Genomic DNA, 17,177 nt, shown 5'->3' with positions numbered 1-17,177 from the left:
TACATATATTCCCACAAATGAAAAGCTATATTATTTTGCATACTAATTATACCGTAGCAAAATAAGGAGGGACTCTGCATTGAGTAGACGAAGAGGTGTCATGTCAAATCAATTTAAAGAAGAGCTTGCAAAAGAGCTAGGCTTTTATGATGTTGTTCAGAAAGAAGGCTGGGGCGGAATTCGTGCGAAAGATGCTGGTAACATGGTGAAACGTGCTATAGAAATTGCAGAACAGCAATTAATGAAACAAAACCAGTAGTTGTAAGATACTTTCTATGCTACGGTAGCCGAGGAGTGATTCCTCGGCTTTTTGTACTCTAAAAGGTGCCATCATTTTACATAAGTAGTTTCATTCTGAATGCTTTTCGTTATAATTAGGGAAGTGTCATCGTCTTACTATAAATTTATGGTAAAATAAACGATAAAAGATTGAGTACATAGAGTGGGTGAATAGATTGAAGCTACTAGTGAAAGCACCAGCAAAGATTAATCTGTCGTTAGATGTACTGGGAAAAAGACAAGACGGATATCATGAAGTGAAAATGATTATGACAACAATTGATTTAGCGGATCGTTTAGAACTAATGGAATTAGCAGAAGACCGTATTGAAATTTTATCCCATAATCGGTATGTCCCAGACGACCAAAGAAATTTAGCTTATCAAGCAGCGAGATTATTAAAAGAGAAGTTTAATGTAAAAAAAGGCGTATCTATTACTATTGAAAAAACGATTCCAGTAGCAGCTGGATTAGCAGGTGGAAGTAGTGATGCAGCAGCGACATTACGTGGCCTTAATAAATTATGGAATTTAGGGCTTACAATTGACCAGTTAGCAGAGCTAGGCGCAGAAATTGGATCAGATGTATCGTTTTGTGTATATGGTGGGACAGCAATTGCCACTGGAAGAGGAGAGCAAATTGAGCACATAAAAACTCCGCCTTCTTGTTGGGTTATTTTAGCAAAACCCCATATTGGTGTATCTACTGCTGATGTGTATGGAAATTTAAAGTTAAATCGAGTTACACATCCAAATGTAGATAAAATGGTTGATGTCATAAATGCTGGGGATTACAAAGGGATTTGTGATACTGTTGGTAACGTTTTAGAAGATGTAACGTTTGCGATGCACCCTGAAGTTGCACGTATTAAGGCACAGATGAAGCGATTTGGGGCGGATGCCGTATTAATGAGTGGAAGTGGCCCAACCGTATTTGGTCTTGTGCACCATGATTCGCGAATGCATCGTATATATAATGGATTAAAAGGATTTTGTGAACAAGTATATGCAGTACGTTTATTGGGAGAGCGAGAAACGCTTGAATAAAGACGTATAATACGGTATGATTTGTTTAGAATATTCGTGATTTGAGGTGAGAGTATGAAAATTAGACGAAGTACAAGATTAGTCGATATGACGTATTACTTGTTACAAAATCCTCGTCAGCTAGTTTCTCTCACTTTTTTTGCTGAAAGGTATCAATCAGCTAAGTCTTCCATTAGTGAAGATTTAGTTATTATTAAGCAAACGTTTGAACAACAAGGGGTCGGCACATTGCAAACGATACCAGGAGCAGCAGGAGGAGTGAAATATATACCATATATAAGTGCGGAAGAGGCAGATCTCATTATTGGAGAGCTTTGTAGCCTATTTGAAAATCCAGGTCGTATTTTACCCGGTGGTTACTTATATATGACAGATCTTTTAAGTAATCCTCGTCATATTAATGGCGCAGGTCGTTTGTTTGCTTCTGTTTTTGCTAGGCAACCAATTGATGCGGTTATGACGGTGGCAACGAAGGGGATTCCACTTGCTTATGCGGTGGCAAATTACTTAGATGTACCGGTAGTAATTGCAAGAAAAGATAATAAGGTAACAGAAGGCCCAACAGTTAGTATTAATTATGTATCAGGTTCTTCTAAGCGAATTCAAACAATGACGTTAGCAAAGCGTAGCCTTCCAGAAGGATCAAATGTTTTAATTATTGATGACTTCATGAAAGCTGGCGGGACAATTCAAGGTATGATGAGTATGTTAGAAGAGTTTAAGGCTAATGTTGTTGGTATTGGTGTATTAGTAGAATCCACGGATATTGAGGAAAGACTAATTAATAATTTTGTATCATTAATTCGTCTATCAGAAGTTGATGTGAAAGAAAAAGCGATTCAAGTGCAAAAGGGAAATTATTCACTGGCACCATTTGATGAAGGGCTTGTAGAGGCTGAGTAAAAAGGTAAAGCAGATCGCTTTATCTTTTTTTTATTCTATTTATAAATTATAAAATAGATGGACAAACTGCTTTTCGTGCACTATTTTTAAAGAGTAAAAATAAATAATAAAAGGGTGGAAAAATATGAAAGTTGTTCAAACAAGCAATGCACCACAAGCAATTGGACCATATTCACAAGGGATTATTGTAAATAATATGTTTTACAGTTCAGGACAAATTCCGTTAACTGCAAGTGGAGAGCTTGTAGCAGGAGACGTGACAGTACAAACAGAGCAAGTATTTCAAAATTTACAAGCAGTATTAGAAGAAGCAGGTGCTTCATTTGATTCAGTAGTAAAAACAACAGTATTCTTAAAAGATATGGATGATTTTAATGCTGTTAATGAAGTATACGGCTCTTATTTCTCTACTCATAAGCCAGCTCGTTCTTGTGTACAAGTAGCAAAATTACCGAAAGATGTTTCAGTTGAAATCGAAGTAATTGCCCTAGTTAAGTAGTTCTTTGTAAGCGATAACCTCTACTAATCTCTATATTCAATTACATTAAAAATTTTTATCTTAAAAATTTTTAAAAAATTAAAGGGAAAATAGAAATTTTGTGGAATTTATACAAATATATCGCTTATTTAGAAAAGGGTGGTGAACACAAGATGGAAGTGACTGACGTAAGATTACGCCGCGTAAACACAGAGGGCCGCATGAGAGCAATTGCCTCTATTACTCTAGACCATGAATTTGTTGTTCATGATATTCGTGTAATTGATGGTAATAATGGATTATTTGTAGCAATGCCAAGTAAACGTACTCCAGATGGAGAATTCCGTGACATTGCACATCCAATTAATTCTAATACACGCTCTAAAATTCAAGATGCGGTTTTAACAGAGTATCATCGTTTAGGCGAGTTAGAAGAGGTTGAGTTTGAAGAAGCGGGTGCTTCGTAAAATTCGAATGAAGAGGTCTTTTTAAAGAAAGCCCTATAATTTTGCAACAAACTCCTGTAAGCATTTACAGGAGTTTGTTTTTTTTTGTAGTTTTATACATTTTGCGTGCGGAAAATTCAGAATTTATTAAAATGAGGAGTAAAACTTCTAATTTTTTCAAAATCAATTTAAATAGTATAGCTTATTTCTTAAAAAAGATACTAAAGAGTAAAACATCGTATGAGAATTATGGTAAAATTTAATAGTTAAAATGTGTTTCTTGAAATATATGATGATTTAGGATAATATCGTTAATGGATAAATAGGTTGCGATGGAGGGTCTATATGTCAAACAGATTTGCAGTGATTCTAGCTGCAGGTAAAGGCACACGTATGAAGTCTAAGCTATACAAAGTGCTTCATCCTGTATGTGGAAAACCTATGGTACAACATGTTGTCGATCAAGTATCTCAATTAGGATTGCAGAAACTTGTAACAGTCGTAGGACATGGTGCTGAAATGGTACAAGAACAGCTAGGAAACGTAAGTGAGTTTGCATTACAAGCAGAACAACTTGGTACAGCGCATGCTGTAGATCAAGCTGCAAGTGTACTTGCAAATGAAGAAGGAACAACTTTAGTTATTTGTGGTGATACGCCGCTAATAACTGCTGAAACGATGGAATCATTGCTTCAGCAACATAAAGAAGCAGGGGCAATGGCAACGGTGCTAACAGCTTACATAGAAGAGCCTGCTGGATATGGTCGTATCGTTCGTAACGAGAATGGTCATGTTGAAAAGATTGTTGAGCATAAGGATGCAAATGAGAAAGAATTAGCTATTAAAGAAATCAATACAGGTACGTATTGTTTTGATAACAAAGCTTTATTCGCTTCGCTTTCTAAAGTTTCAAATGATAACGTACAAGGTGAATATTACCTGCCAGATGTTATTGAGATTTTAAAAAATGAAGGTCACATTGTATCGGCTTATCAAACAGAGCACTTCGATGAAACGTTAGGTGTTAACGACAGAGTCGCTCTATCGCAAGCGGAAATTATTATGAAAAACCGTATCAACCGAAAGAACATGGTAGATGGTGTTACGATTATTGATCCAAGTAACACGTATATTTCTGCTGATGCAATTATCGGTAGTGATACAGTTCTTCATCCAGGAACAATTATTGAGGGAAACACTGTAATCGGTTCTGATTGTGAAATTGGACCGCATACAGTAATTCGCAATAGTGAAATTGGAGATCGTACGACAATTCGTCAATCTACTGTACATGATAGTAAACTTGGTACAGAAGTATCGGTTGGTCCATTTGCACATATTCGCCCAGATTCAGTTATTGGAGATGAAGTACGCGTTGGAAACTTCGTGGAAATCAAAAAAACTGTTTTTGGTAATAGAAGTAAAGCTTCACACTTAAGTTATATCGGGGATGCACAAGTTGGAGAAGACGTGAATCTTGGTTGTGGTTCAATTACGGTGAACTATGACGGTAAGAATAAATTCAAAACTGTGATTGGTAATGGGGTATTTATTGGATGTAATTCAAACCTTGTTGCTCCTGTAACAGTTGAAGATGGTGCTTATGTGGCAGCAGGCTCTACAATTACAGAGAATGTTCCATCAAAAGCATTATCGGTAGCACGTGCACGTCAAGTTAACAAAGAAGACTATGTTGATCAATTGCTGAATAAGAAAAAATCATAATGTGGAGGGTTAATCTAGATGTCGACTCAATATCTAAATTCTAATTTGAAAGTATTCTCTTTAAACTCTAATAAGGAACTTGCTGAGCAAATTGCAAAGCACATTGGAGTAGGACTAGGAAAATGTTCTGTTGATCGTTTTAGTGATGGAGAAGTTCAAATTAACATTGAAGAAAGTATCCGTGGTTGCGATGTATTCATTATTCAATCTACAAGCTTCCCAGTAAACGAACATATCATGGAATTACTTATTATGATCGATGCATTAAAGCGTGCATCTGCAAAAACAATTAATATTGTTATTCCTTACTATGGTTATGCGCGTCAAGACCGTAAAGCGCGTTCTCGTGAACCAATTACATCGAAACTTGTAGCAAACTTGCTTGAAACAGCAGGTGCAACTCGTGTAATCACTCTAGATTTACATGCTCCACAAATTCAAGGGTTCTTTGATATCCCAATCGACCACCTAATGGGTGTACCGATTCTTTCAGATTACTTTGAAACAAAAGGTCTTAAAGATATCGTAATCGTATCACCTGACCACGGTGGGGTAACTCGTGCTAGAAAAATGGCGGATCGCCTAAAAGCACCAATCGCTATTATTGATAAGCGTCGTCCTCGTCCGAACGTATCAGAGGTAATGAACATTATCGGTAATATTGAAGGTAAAACAGCAATTTTAATTGATGACATCATTGATACAGCTGGTACAATTACATTAGCAGCAAACGCTCTTGTTGAGAACGGTGCTTCTGAAGTATATGCTTGCTGTACACACCCAGTATTATCTGGTCCAGCAATTGAGCGTATCCAAAACTCAAATATTAAAGAGTTAGTTGTAACGAACTCTATCGTATTACCGGAAGAGAAGAAAATCGACAAAGTACATGAACTTTCAGTTGCTCCATTAATCGGAGAAGCAATCATTCGTGTATACGAAGAAGAATCTGTAAGTGTATTATTCAATTAATTGGATAGAATGAGACGTAACCAAGATTGGTTACGTCTTTTCGTATCGAAAAAAGAAAGTAGTGGTACAAGAATGAAATTGATAGTAGGACTTGGGAACCCGGGTAGAGAATATGAATTAACAAGGCATAATATTGGATTTATGGCAATTGATGAACTTGCAAAGCGTTGGAATATTTCTTTGAATGAACAAAAATTTAAAGGAGTATTTGGTGCAGGATTTGTTAATGGAGAAAAAGTAATCTTATTAAAGCCACTTACATATATGAATTTATCTGGGGAAAGTATTCGTCCACTCATGGATTACTATAAAATTGATGTTGAGGATTTCGTTGTTCTGTACGATGATTTAGACATCCCTGTAGGTAAATTACGCCTTCGTATGAAAGGTAGTGCTGGTGGACATAATGGTGTGAAATCAACAATTTCACATTTAGGAACACAAGAGTTTCAACGCATCCGCATGGGAATTGATCGTCCGAAAAATGGCATGAAGGTAGTAGATTACGTATTAGGACGTTTTACATCAGAAGAAATTCCTGATGTGGGTCATTCTATTGAAAAAGCAGCGGATGCATGTGAAGAATGGTTAAATAAACCTTTTCTTCAAATCATGAATACCTTCAATAGTTAAGGGTATGATTGGGAATAATTTGTTTTATTTTTACCCATACTAGTAGTAATTGGATTTTTAGGAGGCTAGTATGGAAGGTTATTATTATTGCAGACATTGCGGGAGTAATGTAGGCTCCGTTACTGCAGAAAAAGTATATAGCGACGTTTTATTTCAACTAACAGAGCAAGAAGTAGTAGAGATGATTCATTTTCATGAGAATGGAAATATATATATACAAACGATTTGTGAATCGTGTCAAGAAACGCTCGCATCTTATCCTGAGTATTATGAATATGAAAAATTTCTGCAATAAAATGTTGTCGCTTTGGCATGTCCAAAGCATTTTTCTGTTTTCTTTTTCCGAAATATTTGCATAAAATATAGTGGCTTGCTCTTTATGTTGAGAGGGGTTTTGAAAATGATAGGTTTATTAGAGCAATTTTATAAAAATGAAGAGATCCAATCGGTTATTAATGGATTAGAAGATGGTTTAAAAGAACAGCTTGTATCAGGTATGGCAACCTCTTCTCGTTCGTTATTAATGGCGGCCTTATATAAAAAAACAAAAAAATCACAACTTATTGTGACGCATAATTTATATCAAGCGCAAAAAGTACATGAAGATTTAGTGGCGTTACTTGGTGAAAAAGATGTGTGGCTATACCCAGTAAATGAATTGATAGCATCAGAAATTGGTGTTGCAAGCCCAGAATTGAAGGCGCAACGTATTGAAGTATTGAATCGTTTAGCTGCAGGAGAGAATGGGATTATTGTAGCGCCGGTTGCGGGACTACGCAGATTTTTACCAATGAAAGAATTGTGGAAGCAAAGGCAAATCGAAATTAATCTAGGGCAAGAGATTGATTTAGATACATTCTTGCATACTTTACATCATATTGGTTATGAGCGTAAGTCGATGGTAGAGGCTCCTGGGGAATTCAGTTTGCGCGGGGGAATATTAGATATTTATCCATTAACTGAAGAGTTACCATTTCGTATTGAATTTTTCGACACAGAAGTTGATTCTATTCGATTATTTGATGTGGATGAACAGCGCTCTCAAGATAAAAAAGAAAGTGTTAGATTTGGTCCAGCAACAGAGTTTTTATTTTCACAGGAAGAATTGAAGTCGGGAATTAAGCGTCTTGAGGAAGGTTTGACTAAGACGATGCAAAAACTTTCCGATGATAAATTGAAGACTACAGTGCTTGAGACGGTAAGTCATGAAATTGAGATGCTAAAAAACGGGCAAAGTATAGAACAGATGTTTAAATATTTATCTATTTTCTATAACGAACCTGCTAGTCTGATAGATTATTTACCAGAAGATGGTATTGTGGTTTTAGATGAGATCTCCCGTATTCAAGAAACAGCATCACATCTTGAAACGGAAGAGGCGGAATGGTATATCTCACTTCTTGGTGAGGGAACAATTATTCAAGATTTATCTTTCTCACACTCGTTTGAGGAATTTCTTCATCATAAAAAAAGAAGTTTTGTATATTTAACGTTATTCCTACGTCATATAGCACATACACATCCGCAAAACATTGTGAATGTGACATGTAAAACAATGCAAGATTTCCATGGGCAGATGCAGTTGTTGAAAACTGAAATCGATAGATGGAACGAAGGGCATTTTACGACTGTTGTGCTCGGAACTGATGATGAACGTGTAAAAAAACTACAACATATTTTAAGTGATTATGATATTGAGGCAGATATCGTAGAGGGCACAGATATATTATTGCCTGGAAGGTTACAAATTGCTGTAGGTGATTTACATGCAGGATTTGAAATGCCGATGCAAAAGCTTGTTGTTATTACTGAAAAAGAGCTTTTTCATAAGAAAGTTAAAAAATCACAACGTAAGCAAAAATTATCTAATGCCGAACGTATTAAAAGTTATTCGGAATTAAAAGTTGGGGATTATGTAGTTCATGTAAATCATGGTATAGGTAAATTTTTAGGTATCGAGACGTTAGAGATTAATGGCGTTCATAAAGATTACTTGAATATTAAATATCAAGGTAATGATAAGTTATACGTTCCAATTGAACAAATTGACCAAGTGCAGAAATATGTAGGATCTGAAGGTAAGGATCCTAAAGTTTATAAATTAGGCGGAAATGACTGGAAAAAGGTCAAAACGAAAGTTGAAAAATCTGTACAAGACATTGCGGATGACCTAATTAAATTATATGCTGAACGCGAAGCTTCAAAGGGTTATGCATATACACCAGATACGGCAGAACAACAAGAGTTTGAATCTTCTTTCCCATATCAAGAGACAGAGGATCAATTACGTTCTATTGAAGAGATTAAGAAAGATATGGAACGTGGACGTCCGATGGATAGGCTTCTTTGTGGTGACGTAGGATATGGAAAGACGGAAGTAGCTATCCGTGCGGCATTTAAGGCAATTATGGATGAAAAACAAGTTGCAATTTTAGTGCCGACAACGATCCTTGCACAACAACACTATGAAACAATTCGAGAGCGTTTTCAAGATTATCCAATCAATATAGGATTATTAAGTAGATTCCGTACGAGAAAACAGCAAAATGAAACAATTAAAGGCTTAAAAGATGGCACGGTAGACATTGTAATCGGAACGCATCGTATTTTATCTAAAGATGTTACTTATAAAGATTTAGGTCTTCTTATTATTGATGAAGAACAAAGATTTGGTGTAACGCATAAAGAAAAAATTAAACAATTAAAAGCAAATGTTGACGTATTAACATTAACGGCAACTCCGATCCCGCGTACACTTCATATGTCTATGCTTGGTGTGCGTGACTTATCTGTTATTGAGACACCACCAGAAAATCGTTTCCCAGTCCAAACGTATGTAGTAGAGTATAATCCAGCGTTAATGCGAGAAGCGATAGAACGAGAGCTTGCAAGGGGTGGACAAATTTACTTCCTATATAATCGTGTGGAGGATATCGAAAGAAAAGCGGATGAAATTTCGATGTTAGTTCCAGACGCGCGTGTAACTTATGCACATGGGAAAATGAACGAAAGTGAATTAGAGTCTGTTATGCTATCGTTTTTAGAGGGACAGCATGATGTTCTTGTAAGTACAACAATTATTGAGACGGGTGTAGATATTCCGAATGTAAATACGTTAATTGTATTTGATGCAGATCGTATGGGATTATCGCAGTTGTATCAGCTTCGTGGGCGTGTTGGACGTTCTAATCGTGTTGCATATGCATACTTTGCATACAAACGAGATAAAGTGTTATCAGAAGTTGCAGAGAGGCGTCTACAAGCCATTAAAGAGTTCACAGAGCTTGGATCAGGTTTCAAAATTGCGATGAGAGACTTATCTATTCGTGGTGCAGGTAACTTGTTAGGTGCCGAACAGCATGGATTTATTGATTCTGTCGGATTTGATCTATATTCTCAAATGTTGAAAGATGCAATTGAACAGCGTAGAGGAACAGATGGGGCTGAAAATACAGTTAATGTTGAAATTGATTTAGAAGTAGATGCATATTTACCAGATGCTTATATTTCAGATAGTAAACAAAAAATTATGATGTATAAACAGTTTAGAGGTGTTTCTGCAATGGAGGATATTGAAGAGTTGCAGGAAGAGATGATAGATAGATTTGGTGATTACCCGCAAGAGGTTGGTTATTTATTACAAATTGCAAATATTAAAGTATTGGCAATGAAAGAACAAATTGAGTTAATTAAGCAAAATAAATTTGAAGTAACAATTCTGTTCTCAGAACAAGCAAGTCAAAATATTGATGGTGGAAAATTATTCATGCTTGGAAATAGTTTTGGACGTATGATCGGTCTAGGGATGGAAGGATCACAATTGAAAATCGTTATGAAAACAAATGGCTTAGAGACATCGAAGTGGTTAACAATTGCTGAAAATTTATTAAAAGGCCTACCAGATGTAAAAAAAGAAGTCATAAATGCCTAATATAAGATAAAAAAATACAATTCGGCGTGCATAGAAGAACTAATGTGTAAAATACTATGTCTAACAGTTGGTGATTTTTACATGAACAGGTAAATTCACCACTTTCATCATCAGTAGAAAGTGAGGCAGCATTAGAATGAAAGCAACTGGAATCGTACGTCGAATTGATGATTTAGGTAGGGTAGTAATCCCGAAGGAAATTCGTAGAACTTTACGTATTCGAGAAGGGGACCCACTAGAAATATTTGTTGATCGCGATGGAGAAGTAATTTTGAAGAAATATTCTCCGATTAGTGAACTAGGCGATTTTGCAAAAGAATATACGGAAGCTTTATACGATAGCTTAGGACATAATGTGCTTGTATGCGATCGTGATTCTATTATCGCGGTAGCAGGCATATCTAAAAAAGAATACTTAAATAAAAGCGTTGGCGATTTAATTGAGAAGACAATGGAAGATCGTAAGTCTGTAATTATGACGGATGAAAGCGAAATTTCAATTATTGATGGGGTGACAGAAAAAGTTAGTTCCTATACAATTGGACCGATTGTTGCGAATGGGGATCCAATTGGAGCTGTTATTATCTTCTCTAAAGAGGCTATTATAAGTGAGGTAGAGCATAAGTCAGTAAATACAGCTGCGAGCTTTTTAGCGAAACAAATGGAGCAGTAAGGTCATATCGAATTTTAGAAGTAGCAATCTTTCCTAATTATGATATTTCTTCTTGAGAAATCAATTATTTGGAGATATATGTATATTGAAAAAAGGTAGCGCTTTGCTACCTTTTTTCGTTGAACATTTCTAGCGTTGCACGAACGTATTATTGCTCGTGTAGGTAAGGAAGCTTGTCCTTTTCTTTATGATATAATACGAGGGGTGAGAATAGAAAAAGGAGTTTTCTTGTATGGAATCGAAGAAGTATCAAGCCTTTTGGCGTGGGGCTATTATATTAACAATCGCAAGTTTTGTTACAAAGGTATTAAGCGCTTTTTACCGTATTCCATATCAAAATATAGCGGGTGATATTGGTTTTTATATTTACCAACAAATTTATCCGTTTTATGGATTTTGTTTAATTTTAGCTACTTATGGATTCCCCATTATAATTTCAAAAATGGTTGCGGAACGATTAGAGCGAGGGAAACAAAAAGAAGCAGAAGAAATTATTTGTGTATCTTTTTGGTTTTTATTAGGAATTGGTTTCATAGGCTTTTTTACATTGTTTTTTGGTGCCGAAGCAATTGCAACAGCTATGGGCGATATACACTTAGATAAGTTATTACGTGTTATTTCATTTTCATTCATATTGATGCCGTTTCTATCTGTAGCAAGAGGATATTTTCAGGGGTTCAATAATATGATGCCAACAGCTGTTTCGCAAGTGATAGAACAAACGATTCGTGTTTCTATTATTGTATTTTTATCTCTATTCCTAATTGCTCACGGATTTGATTTATATACGGTCGGTGCAGGTGCTATGTTAGGTTCAATCGCAGGCGGACTGATTGGGATTATCGTACTTGTACTTTATATGCGTCATGACTTTCGTTCTATATTCTTCAAAAGTGTAAAGAGAATTAAGGGGAAAAAGAGGATTATTAAAATTCTGTTTTGGCAGGGTTTGGCGATTTGTGTTAGTAATTTAGTGCTTATTTTTATACAAATGGCTGATTCTGTTTCCTTCTATTCTTTACTTATTGGGGCAGGAGAGCCAGCTGAAAGTGCAAAGGTATTAAAAGGTGTGTATGACAGAAGTATCCCGCTTATGCAATTAGGGACTGTCGTGACAACTTCTTTCTCGTTGTCGCTTATTCCAATCATTACAGCGGCGAAGGAAAGAGGAGATCTTTCCTTTATTCGAGAAAAGGTAAAGTTAGCAATGAAAATAACATTTGTTATTGGATTTGCAGCGGCCATTGGATTAACTTGTATTATTCAGCCTACGAATATTATGCTGTTTGAAAATAGTGATGGGTCAGATGTTTTATCCATTTTATCTTTATCTATTTTATTTAGTTCATTGTCAATTACAACTGCTTCTATTTTGCAAGGGCTAGGACAAACATTAAAACCAGCAATATTCGTTATATTTGGGAGTTGTTTAAAGTTAGCTTTAAATTATATATTAATGCCGTATTTTGGTGTGAAGGGAGCTGCAATTGCAACACTAGTTGCGTTAATTGTAATTTCTGTGTTAAATAGTGCATTACTTATGCAAGCCGTATCGGAATCGCTCATCGATAAACGTAATATGTTAGGTGTAGTTATTAGTGGTATCGGTATGGGATTTGTATTAATAATGTTTATGCGTGTAATGCAAATGTCTGGATTAGTAATTGATACGGAACATAGAGGAATCGCGACAATTGAGGCATTGTTAGGTGTAGCTATCGGCGGATTGGCATATATGTTTTTGATTTTAAAATTACGTGTATTTACAAAAGCGGAAATAGGAACCGTGATGAAAAAAGAGAAAAAAGAAGGTTCATTGAAGAAGAGTGGATAGAGGTGGCAGATTGTGAGTGGAATCATTACTATTTTAGGGTTAGGTGCTGGTGAGCTAGATCAGTTAACGATGGGTGTATATCGAAAAATAAAAGAAGCAGATCACATGTTTGTTCGAACGAAGGAACACCCCGTTATAGAAGAGTTGGAGAAAGAAGGTATACAATATACAGCCTTTGACAGTGTATATGAAGCACATGATACATTTGAAATTGTATATGAAACAATTGCGAATACATTGTTAGAACAAGCTGAAGGCGCAGAAATCATCTATGCCGTGCCAGGGCATCCGCTTGTAGCGGAAAGAACGGTTCAGCTACTATTAGAAAAAGGCGAAGTAGCGAATGTTGAAGTGCGCATTGAAGGTGGACAAAGTTTCCTTGATCCAATGTTTGCAAGTCTAAAGATTGATCCGATTGAAGGATTCCAATTAATTGATGCCACATCATTTGAAAGAGGACAATTAGAATTACGTCAACATTTAATCTTTTGCCAAGTATATGACGCATTCGTTGCATCTGATGTGAAATTAACATTAATGGAGATGCTGCCAGATGATTATGAAGTATATATCGTAACAGCTGCAGGGACTTCATTTGAACAGGTTAAAAAGGTGCCGTTGTACATGTTAGATCATGAAACGGAATTAAATAATTTAACGAGTGTATATGTACCACCCGTTCAGGAACGTGCGTCCTTGTATCAACAGTTTGATGTGCTTAGAGAAATTATTGCAGACCTTCGTGGACCAAATGGTTGTCCGTGGGATAAAAAGCAAACACATCAATCTTTAAAGAAGTATTTAATTGAGGAAGCTTATGAAGTGTTGGAAGCAATTGATGAAGAGGACGACGACCACTTAGTAGAGGAACTGGGTGATGTATTATTACAAGTTATGCTGCACGCTCAAATCGGAGAGGACGAAGGTTGGTTCTCTATAGATGATATTATTCGGACTTTATCTGAGAAAATGGTTCGTCGCCATCCGCATGTATTTGGGAATACAGATGTAAATAGTGCTGATGAAGTACTTGCTAATTGGGAAGAAATTAAAAAACAAGAAAAAGGATTCGTGAAAGAATCTGTTTTAAATGGAGTTCCAAAAAGTTTGCCACAGTTACTACGCGCTTATGAAATCCAGAAAAAAGCTGGCAAGGTTGGTTTTGATTGGGTTGATGTACAACCGATGATAGAGAAAGCTTTAGAAGAATGGCAAGAGTTCCAACAAGAAGTTACAAATATGGATGAGGCGAAGATGTTAGGTGAATTTGGCGATTTACTATTTGCGTTTGTTAATATAGCTCGTCATTATAAAATAGATCCCGAAGAGGCGTTACATGCAACGAATGAGAAATTCGTCGGTCGTTTCTTATACATGGAAGCAAAGGTAGCTGAAATGAATAAAGAGATGCAAGATTTATCATTAGAGCAGTTGGATGTTTTATGGGAAGAGGCAAAACAAACAGAGCGTTAATAGGGGGATTTGATATGCGTTTAGATAAGTTTTTAAAAGTATCACGTTTAATTAAAAGAAGAACATTAGCGAAAGAAGTAGCTGATCAAGGAAGAATATCAATTAATGGTCAAGTGGCAAAAGCGAGTTCAGATGTGAAAGTAGCTGATGAATTAACAATTCGTTTTGGTCAAAAAATAGTAACTGTAAAAATAAACGAATTGAAAGAAACGACCAAAAAAGAAGATGCAGCAAATATGTATAGTTTAGTTCGCGAAGAAAAGGTAAAGGCTGAAGAAGGCTTGTTCTAAAATCAATTATCCCTTCATACATTACTATTAGCTAGTATAAATGTAGGGGGGATTTACGTGAATAATGGTTACTCACCTATGTCTTCTAATCAACAAAATGTTTCTGTAGAGCATGATATTATTATGCGTGGCAGGCGTGTAATTGATATTACCGGTGTAAAGCAGGTAGAGAGTTTTGATAGCGAAGAGTTTTTGCTTGAGACTGTAATGGGCTTTTTAACAATTCGTGGTCAAAATTTGCAAATGAAAAATTTAGATGTGGAAAAAGGTGTTGTATCGATTAAAGGGAAAGTTCATGAGATGCTGTATATTGATGAGAATCAAGGGGAGAAAACTAAAGGATTCTTTAGTAAGTTGTTTAAATGAGCCTAACAATTCAGTTGTATACGATGCTCTCAATGATCGGAATGGGTGCTTGGATTGGAGCGTCTTTAGATACATACCAACGATTTTTAAAGCGGCAAGAACGTAAACGTTGGCTTGTGTTTATACATGATATACTATTTTGGATTGTCCAAGCGTTATTCGTCTTTTACGTATTGCTTCTTGTAAATGAAGCTGAACTACGTATATATGTATTTTTGGCATTATTATGTGGTTTTGCGGCGTATCAAAGCTTATTGAAAGCACTATACATGAGATTGTTAAATTTTCTCATCTATATTTTTATGCAAACAACAAACTTTTTTGTTCAAATTATAAAGCTACTCATGATAAAACCTGTTATTATTATAGCGCAGCTATTTATTGCATTTATATTATTCTTATTTCGTATACTGCTTTCAATTGGACATGTGTTATGGAAAATGGTGATTTGGATATTACTTTTCATATGGAAAGTTTTTTTCTGGCCTGTTCGATTTATTGCTTCGCTCATATGGAAACTTCTCCCTAATCGTGTTAAACTTTTTATAATGAAACATGTAGGGTTCCTGCAATATATAGCAAAATTAAAGGGACATATCTTCCAATTATGGGAGCGTATAAAAAAGAAGTTAGGGGGACCTCGGAAATGAGGGAACTGAGACAAAGAACAATCGAAAAACAGAGTCCAAATCCTGTTAAAGAGCATATAATACAAACGGATGAGAACAGGAAGCGACTTTATCGCCGTTTAGCGGTTTTTCTTGTCTTTGCTTTTACAATTATTGCGAGTATTAGTGTAACGTTTTATCAACAAAACAGTTCCATTAGAGCAAAAGAAGCAAAAGTTAAGGACATGAAAAAAGAACTGGATTCATTAACGAATAAAGAAAAGAGTCTAAAAGACGAAGTTCAAAAGTTAAATGATGAAGAGTACGTATTAAAGATTGCTAGAAGGGATTATTTCTTCTCTGGAAAAGGGGAGATAATTTTTCCTGTTTCTAAGTAGAGTATGTCTTATTGACACTATATTTTAGGATTATATATAATAAAGTAAAATTTGACTTTTTAACCACTAAGGAGGAGCATTTTTTTTATGTCAATCGAGGTAGGCAGCAAGTTACAGGGTAAAGTAACAGGTATTACAAATTTTGGGGCTTTTGTGGAGCTGCCAGAAGGCTTAACGGGTCTTGTTCATATTAGTGAAGTTGCTGATAATTATGTGAAAGATATTAACGATCACTTAAAAGTGGGCGACCAAGTAGAAGTAAAAGTTATTAACGTTGAAAAAGATGGCAAGATCGGTCTATCTATTAAGAAAGCGAAAGAGCGTGAAAAAACAGAAGGAGATCGTCCACGTGGTGAATACCAACGCGGTGGCGGCGATCAACAACGTTCTGGACGTCCACAACGTAATCGTTCTTTCAACAGAGATAATCGTGGCGGCGGTAACGAACGAGCTCCAAAAGAAACATTCGAGCAAAAGATGGCACGTTTCTTAAAGGATAGTGAAGATCGTTTAACTTCTTTAAAGCGTAACACAGAATCTAAACGTGGTGGCCGTGGCGCACGTCGCGGATAATAAGAACGTTTAATTCTTAGCATATAGAGAGGTACCCAGGGCGATTGCTCGGGGTGCTTTTTTATATGTGAAAATATATTTTTAAAAAAGTTTTCAAGATGTGTTGACTTTAAAATGTATCTGAGGTAAGATACTAATTGTCCGTTAAATAAGACGACATGGCGGTGTAGCTCAGCTGGCTAGAGCGTACGGTTCATACCCGTGAGGTCGGGGGTTCGATCCCCTCCGCCGCTATATTTAATTTAACGGCCCGTTGGTCAAGTGGTTAAGACACCGCCCTTTCACGGCGGTAACACGGGTTCGAATCCCGTACGGGTCATCCTAAAAAGATCATGCAAATTTGCATGATCTTTTTTTTGTTAAATAAATTAAGACATACAACACTTCTACAAAATTACCCTATATTTTCTGAATGTTCAATTAAAATATTAAAGATACATTACATACCTTGTATATATGTAGAGTTATTTCGAATAAAAAGTCGAACGATTATAAAAGTGAAAACTGTTGTTTTGACAAAAATCCCAATAATAATCTTTTATAATGACA

Annotated in this window: 18 protein-coding genes and 2 tRNA genes; all 20 read left to right on the top strand. The window is 35.9% G+C overall.

Going from position 1 to position 17,177, the window contains the following annotated elements:
- Window positions 1-79 precede the first annotated feature (79 nt).
- The 20 genes from sspF to K5S59_RS02360 all read left to right on the top strand — a co-directional run bounded on the left by sspF (window position 80) and on the right by K5S59_RS02360 (window position 16,947).
- Window positions 80-259 (top strand): acid-soluble spore protein SspF, encoded by a 180-nt coding sequence (sspF, locus tag K5S59_RS02455; RefSeq protein WP_001985066.1) that lies wholly within the window; start codon window positions 80-82, stop codon window positions 257-259.
- Window positions 260-455: 196 nt separating this feature from the next.
- Window positions 456-1,325, top strand: a complete 870-nt coding sequence (gene ispE / locus K5S59_RS02450) for a 4-(cytidine 5'-diphospho)-2-C-methyl-D-erythritol kinase (protein WP_000772099.1) — start codon at window positions 456-458, stop codon at window positions 1,323-1,325.
- Between the two features lie 54 nt (window positions 1,326-1,379).
- Window positions 1,380-2,228 (top strand): pur operon repressor, encoded by an 849-nt coding sequence (purR, locus tag K5S59_RS02445; protein ID WP_000702463.1) that lies wholly within the window; start codon window positions 1,380-1,382, stop codon window positions 2,226-2,228.
- A 124-nt stretch (window positions 2,229-2,352) separates the two neighbouring features.
- Window positions 2,353-2,727 (top strand): RidA family protein, encoded by a 375-nt coding sequence (locus K5S59_RS02440; protein WP_000869825.1) that lies wholly within the window; start codon window positions 2,353-2,355, stop codon window positions 2,725-2,727.
- A gap of 152 nt (window positions 2,728-2,879) precedes the next feature.
- Window positions 2,880-3,173 (top strand): septation regulator SpoVG, encoded by a 294-nt coding sequence (gene spoVG, locus K5S59_RS02435; protein ID WP_000454042.1) that lies wholly within the window; start codon window positions 2,880-2,882, stop codon window positions 3,171-3,173.
- A gap of 324 nt (window positions 3,174-3,497) precedes the next feature.
- Entirely contained in the window at window positions 3,498-4,877 is a 1,380-nt protein-coding gene (gene glmU / locus K5S59_RS02430) for a bifunctional UDP-N-acetylglucosamine diphosphorylase/glucosamine-1-phosphate N-acetyltransferase GlmU (protein ID WP_000071043.1), read from the top strand.
- An 18-nt stretch (window positions 4,878-4,895) separates the two neighbouring features.
- Window positions 4,896-5,849, top strand: coding sequence for a ribose-phosphate diphosphokinase (locus K5S59_RS02425; protein ID WP_000107420.1), 954 nt, complete (start codon window positions 4,896-4,898; stop codon window positions 5,847-5,849).
- A 72-nt stretch (window positions 5,850-5,921) separates the two neighbouring features.
- Window positions 5,922-6,482 carry an aminoacyl-tRNA hydrolase gene (gene pth, locus K5S59_RS02420; RefSeq protein ID WP_080000234.1) on the top strand — a complete coding sequence of 187 codons (561 nt, stop codon included), beginning with the start codon at window positions 5,922-5,924 and terminating at the stop codon, window positions 6,480-6,482.
- Between the two features lie 70 nt (window positions 6,483-6,552).
- Window positions 6,553-6,777 carry an anti-sigma-F factor Fin gene (locus K5S59_RS02415; protein ID WP_000399442.1) on the top strand — a complete coding sequence of 75 codons (225 nt, stop codon included), beginning with the start codon at window positions 6,553-6,555 and terminating at the stop codon, window positions 6,775-6,777.
- A gap of 105 nt (window positions 6,778-6,882) precedes the next feature.
- A complete protein-coding gene (gene mfd / locus K5S59_RS02410) occupies window positions 6,883-10,413 on the top strand; it encodes a transcription-repair coupling factor (protein WP_000579707.1) in 3,531 nt (1,176 codons plus the stop codon).
- Window positions 10,414-10,549: 136 nt separating this feature from the next.
- Window positions 10,550-11,086: a stage V sporulation protein T gene (gene spoVT, locus K5S59_RS02405; protein WP_000648309.1), complete on the top strand. Its 537-nt coding sequence runs from the start codon at window positions 10,550-10,552 to the stop codon at window positions 11,084-11,086.
- A gap of 232 nt (window positions 11,087-11,318) precedes the next feature.
- A complete protein-coding gene (locus tag K5S59_RS02400; protein WP_000444147.1) occupies window positions 11,319-12,920 on the top strand; it encodes a putative polysaccharide biosynthesis protein in 1,602 nt (533 codons plus the stop codon).
- A 12-nt stretch (window positions 12,921-12,932) separates the two neighbouring features.
- The gene (gene yabN / locus K5S59_RS02395) at window positions 12,933-14,393 is read left to right on the top strand and encodes a bifunctional methyltransferase/pyrophosphohydrolase YabN (RefSeq protein ID WP_000014263.1); all 1,461 of its coding nucleotides are present in this window, start codon (window positions 12,933-12,935) and stop codon (window positions 14,391-14,393) included.
- A 14-nt stretch (window positions 14,394-14,407) separates the two neighbouring features.
- Window positions 14,408-14,683 (top strand): RNA-binding S4 domain-containing protein, encoded by a 276-nt coding sequence (locus K5S59_RS02390; protein ID WP_001234876.1) that lies wholly within the window; start codon window positions 14,408-14,410, stop codon window positions 14,681-14,683.
- A 57-nt stretch (window positions 14,684-14,740) separates the two neighbouring features.
- Window positions 14,741-15,049, top strand: coding sequence for a sporulation protein YabP (gene yabP, locus K5S59_RS02385; protein ID WP_001059101.1), 309 nt, complete (start codon window positions 14,741-14,743; stop codon window positions 15,047-15,049).
- The gene (gene yabQ / locus K5S59_RS02380; protein WP_097844306.1) at window positions 15,046-15,699 is read left to right on the top strand and encodes a spore cortex biosynthesis protein YabQ; all 654 of its coding nucleotides are present in this window, start codon (window positions 15,046-15,048) and stop codon (window positions 15,697-15,699) included. Before yabP ends, yabQ begins: the two co-directional genes overlap by 4 nt.
- Window positions 15,696-16,055 (top strand): cell division protein DivIC, encoded by a 360-nt coding sequence (gene divIC / locus K5S59_RS02375; protein WP_001208737.1) that lies wholly within the window; start codon window positions 15,696-15,698, stop codon window positions 16,053-16,055. The genes yabQ and divIC overlap by 4 nt, the downstream gene beginning before the upstream one ends.
- Window positions 16,056-16,142: 87 nt before the next feature.
- Entirely contained in the window at window positions 16,143-16,628 is a 486-nt protein-coding gene (locus tag K5S59_RS02370; protein ID WP_000021453.1) for a S1 domain-containing RNA-binding protein, read from the top strand.
- Between the two features lie 160 nt (window positions 16,629-16,788).
- Window positions 16,789-16,862, top strand: a tRNA-Met gene (locus tag K5S59_RS02365).
- Between the two features lie 13 nt (window positions 16,863-16,875).
- Window positions 16,876-16,947, top strand: a tRNA-Glu gene (locus K5S59_RS02360).
- Window positions 16,948-17,177 lie beyond the last annotated feature (230 nt).

The sequence above is a fragment of the Bacillus sp. BML-BC051 genome (assembly GCF_019656175.1).
GTDB lineage: Bacteria > Bacillota > Bacilli > Bacillales > Bacillaceae_G > Bacillus_A > Bacillus_A mobilis.
Note: the sequence above shows the minus strand (reverse complement) of the source record. Positions and strands in the feature narration are given on the sequence as shown.

Coding starts and splice junctions, on each gene's coding strand:
- K5S59_RS02415 (WP_000399442.1), top strand. CDS start 6,553: ATGGAAGGTTATTATTATTGCAGACATTGCGGGAGTAATGTAGGCTCC.
- spoVG (WP_000454042.1), top strand. CDS start 2,880: ATGGAAGTGACTGACGTAAGATTACGCCGCGTAAACACAGAGGGCCGC.
- K5S59_RS02400 (WP_000444147.1), top strand. CDS start 11,319: ATGGAATCGAAGAAGTATCAAGCCTTTTGGCGTGGGGCTATTATATTA.
- yabQ (WP_097844306.1), top strand. CDS start 15,046: ATGAGCCTAACAATTCAGTTGTATACGATGCTCTCAATGATCGGAATG.
- glmU (WP_000071043.1), top strand. CDS start 3,498: ATGTCAAACAGATTTGCAGTGATTCTAGCTGCAGGTAAAGGCACACGT.
- K5S59_RS02370 (WP_000021453.1), top strand. CDS start 16,143: ATGTCAATCGAGGTAGGCAGCAAGTTACAGGGTAAAGTAACAGGTATT.
- K5S59_RS02440 (WP_000869825.1), top strand. CDS start 2,353: ATGAAAGTTGTTCAAACAAGCAATGCACCACAAGCAATTGGACCATAT.
- spoVT (WP_000648309.1), top strand. CDS start 10,550: ATGAAAGCAACTGGAATCGTACGTCGAATTGATGATTTAGGTAGGGTA.
- K5S59_RS02425 (WP_000107420.1), top strand. CDS start 4,896: ATGTCGACTCAATATCTAAATTCTAATTTGAAAGTATTCTCTTTAAAC.
- mfd (WP_000579707.1), top strand. CDS start 6,883: ATGATAGGTTTATTAGAGCAATTTTATAAAAATGAAGAGATCCAATCG.
- purR (WP_000702463.1), top strand. CDS start 1,380: ATGAAAATTAGACGAAGTACAAGATTAGTCGATATGACGTATTACTTG.
- divIC (WP_001208737.1), top strand. CDS start 15,696: ATGAGGGAACTGAGACAAAGAACAATCGAAAAACAGAGTCCAAATCCT.
- K5S59_RS02390 (WP_001234876.1), top strand. CDS start 14,408: ATGCGTTTAGATAAGTTTTTAAAAGTATCACGTTTAATTAAAAGAAGA.
- pth (WP_080000234.1), top strand. CDS start 5,922: ATGAAATTGATAGTAGGACTTGGGAACCCGGGTAGAGAATATGAATTA.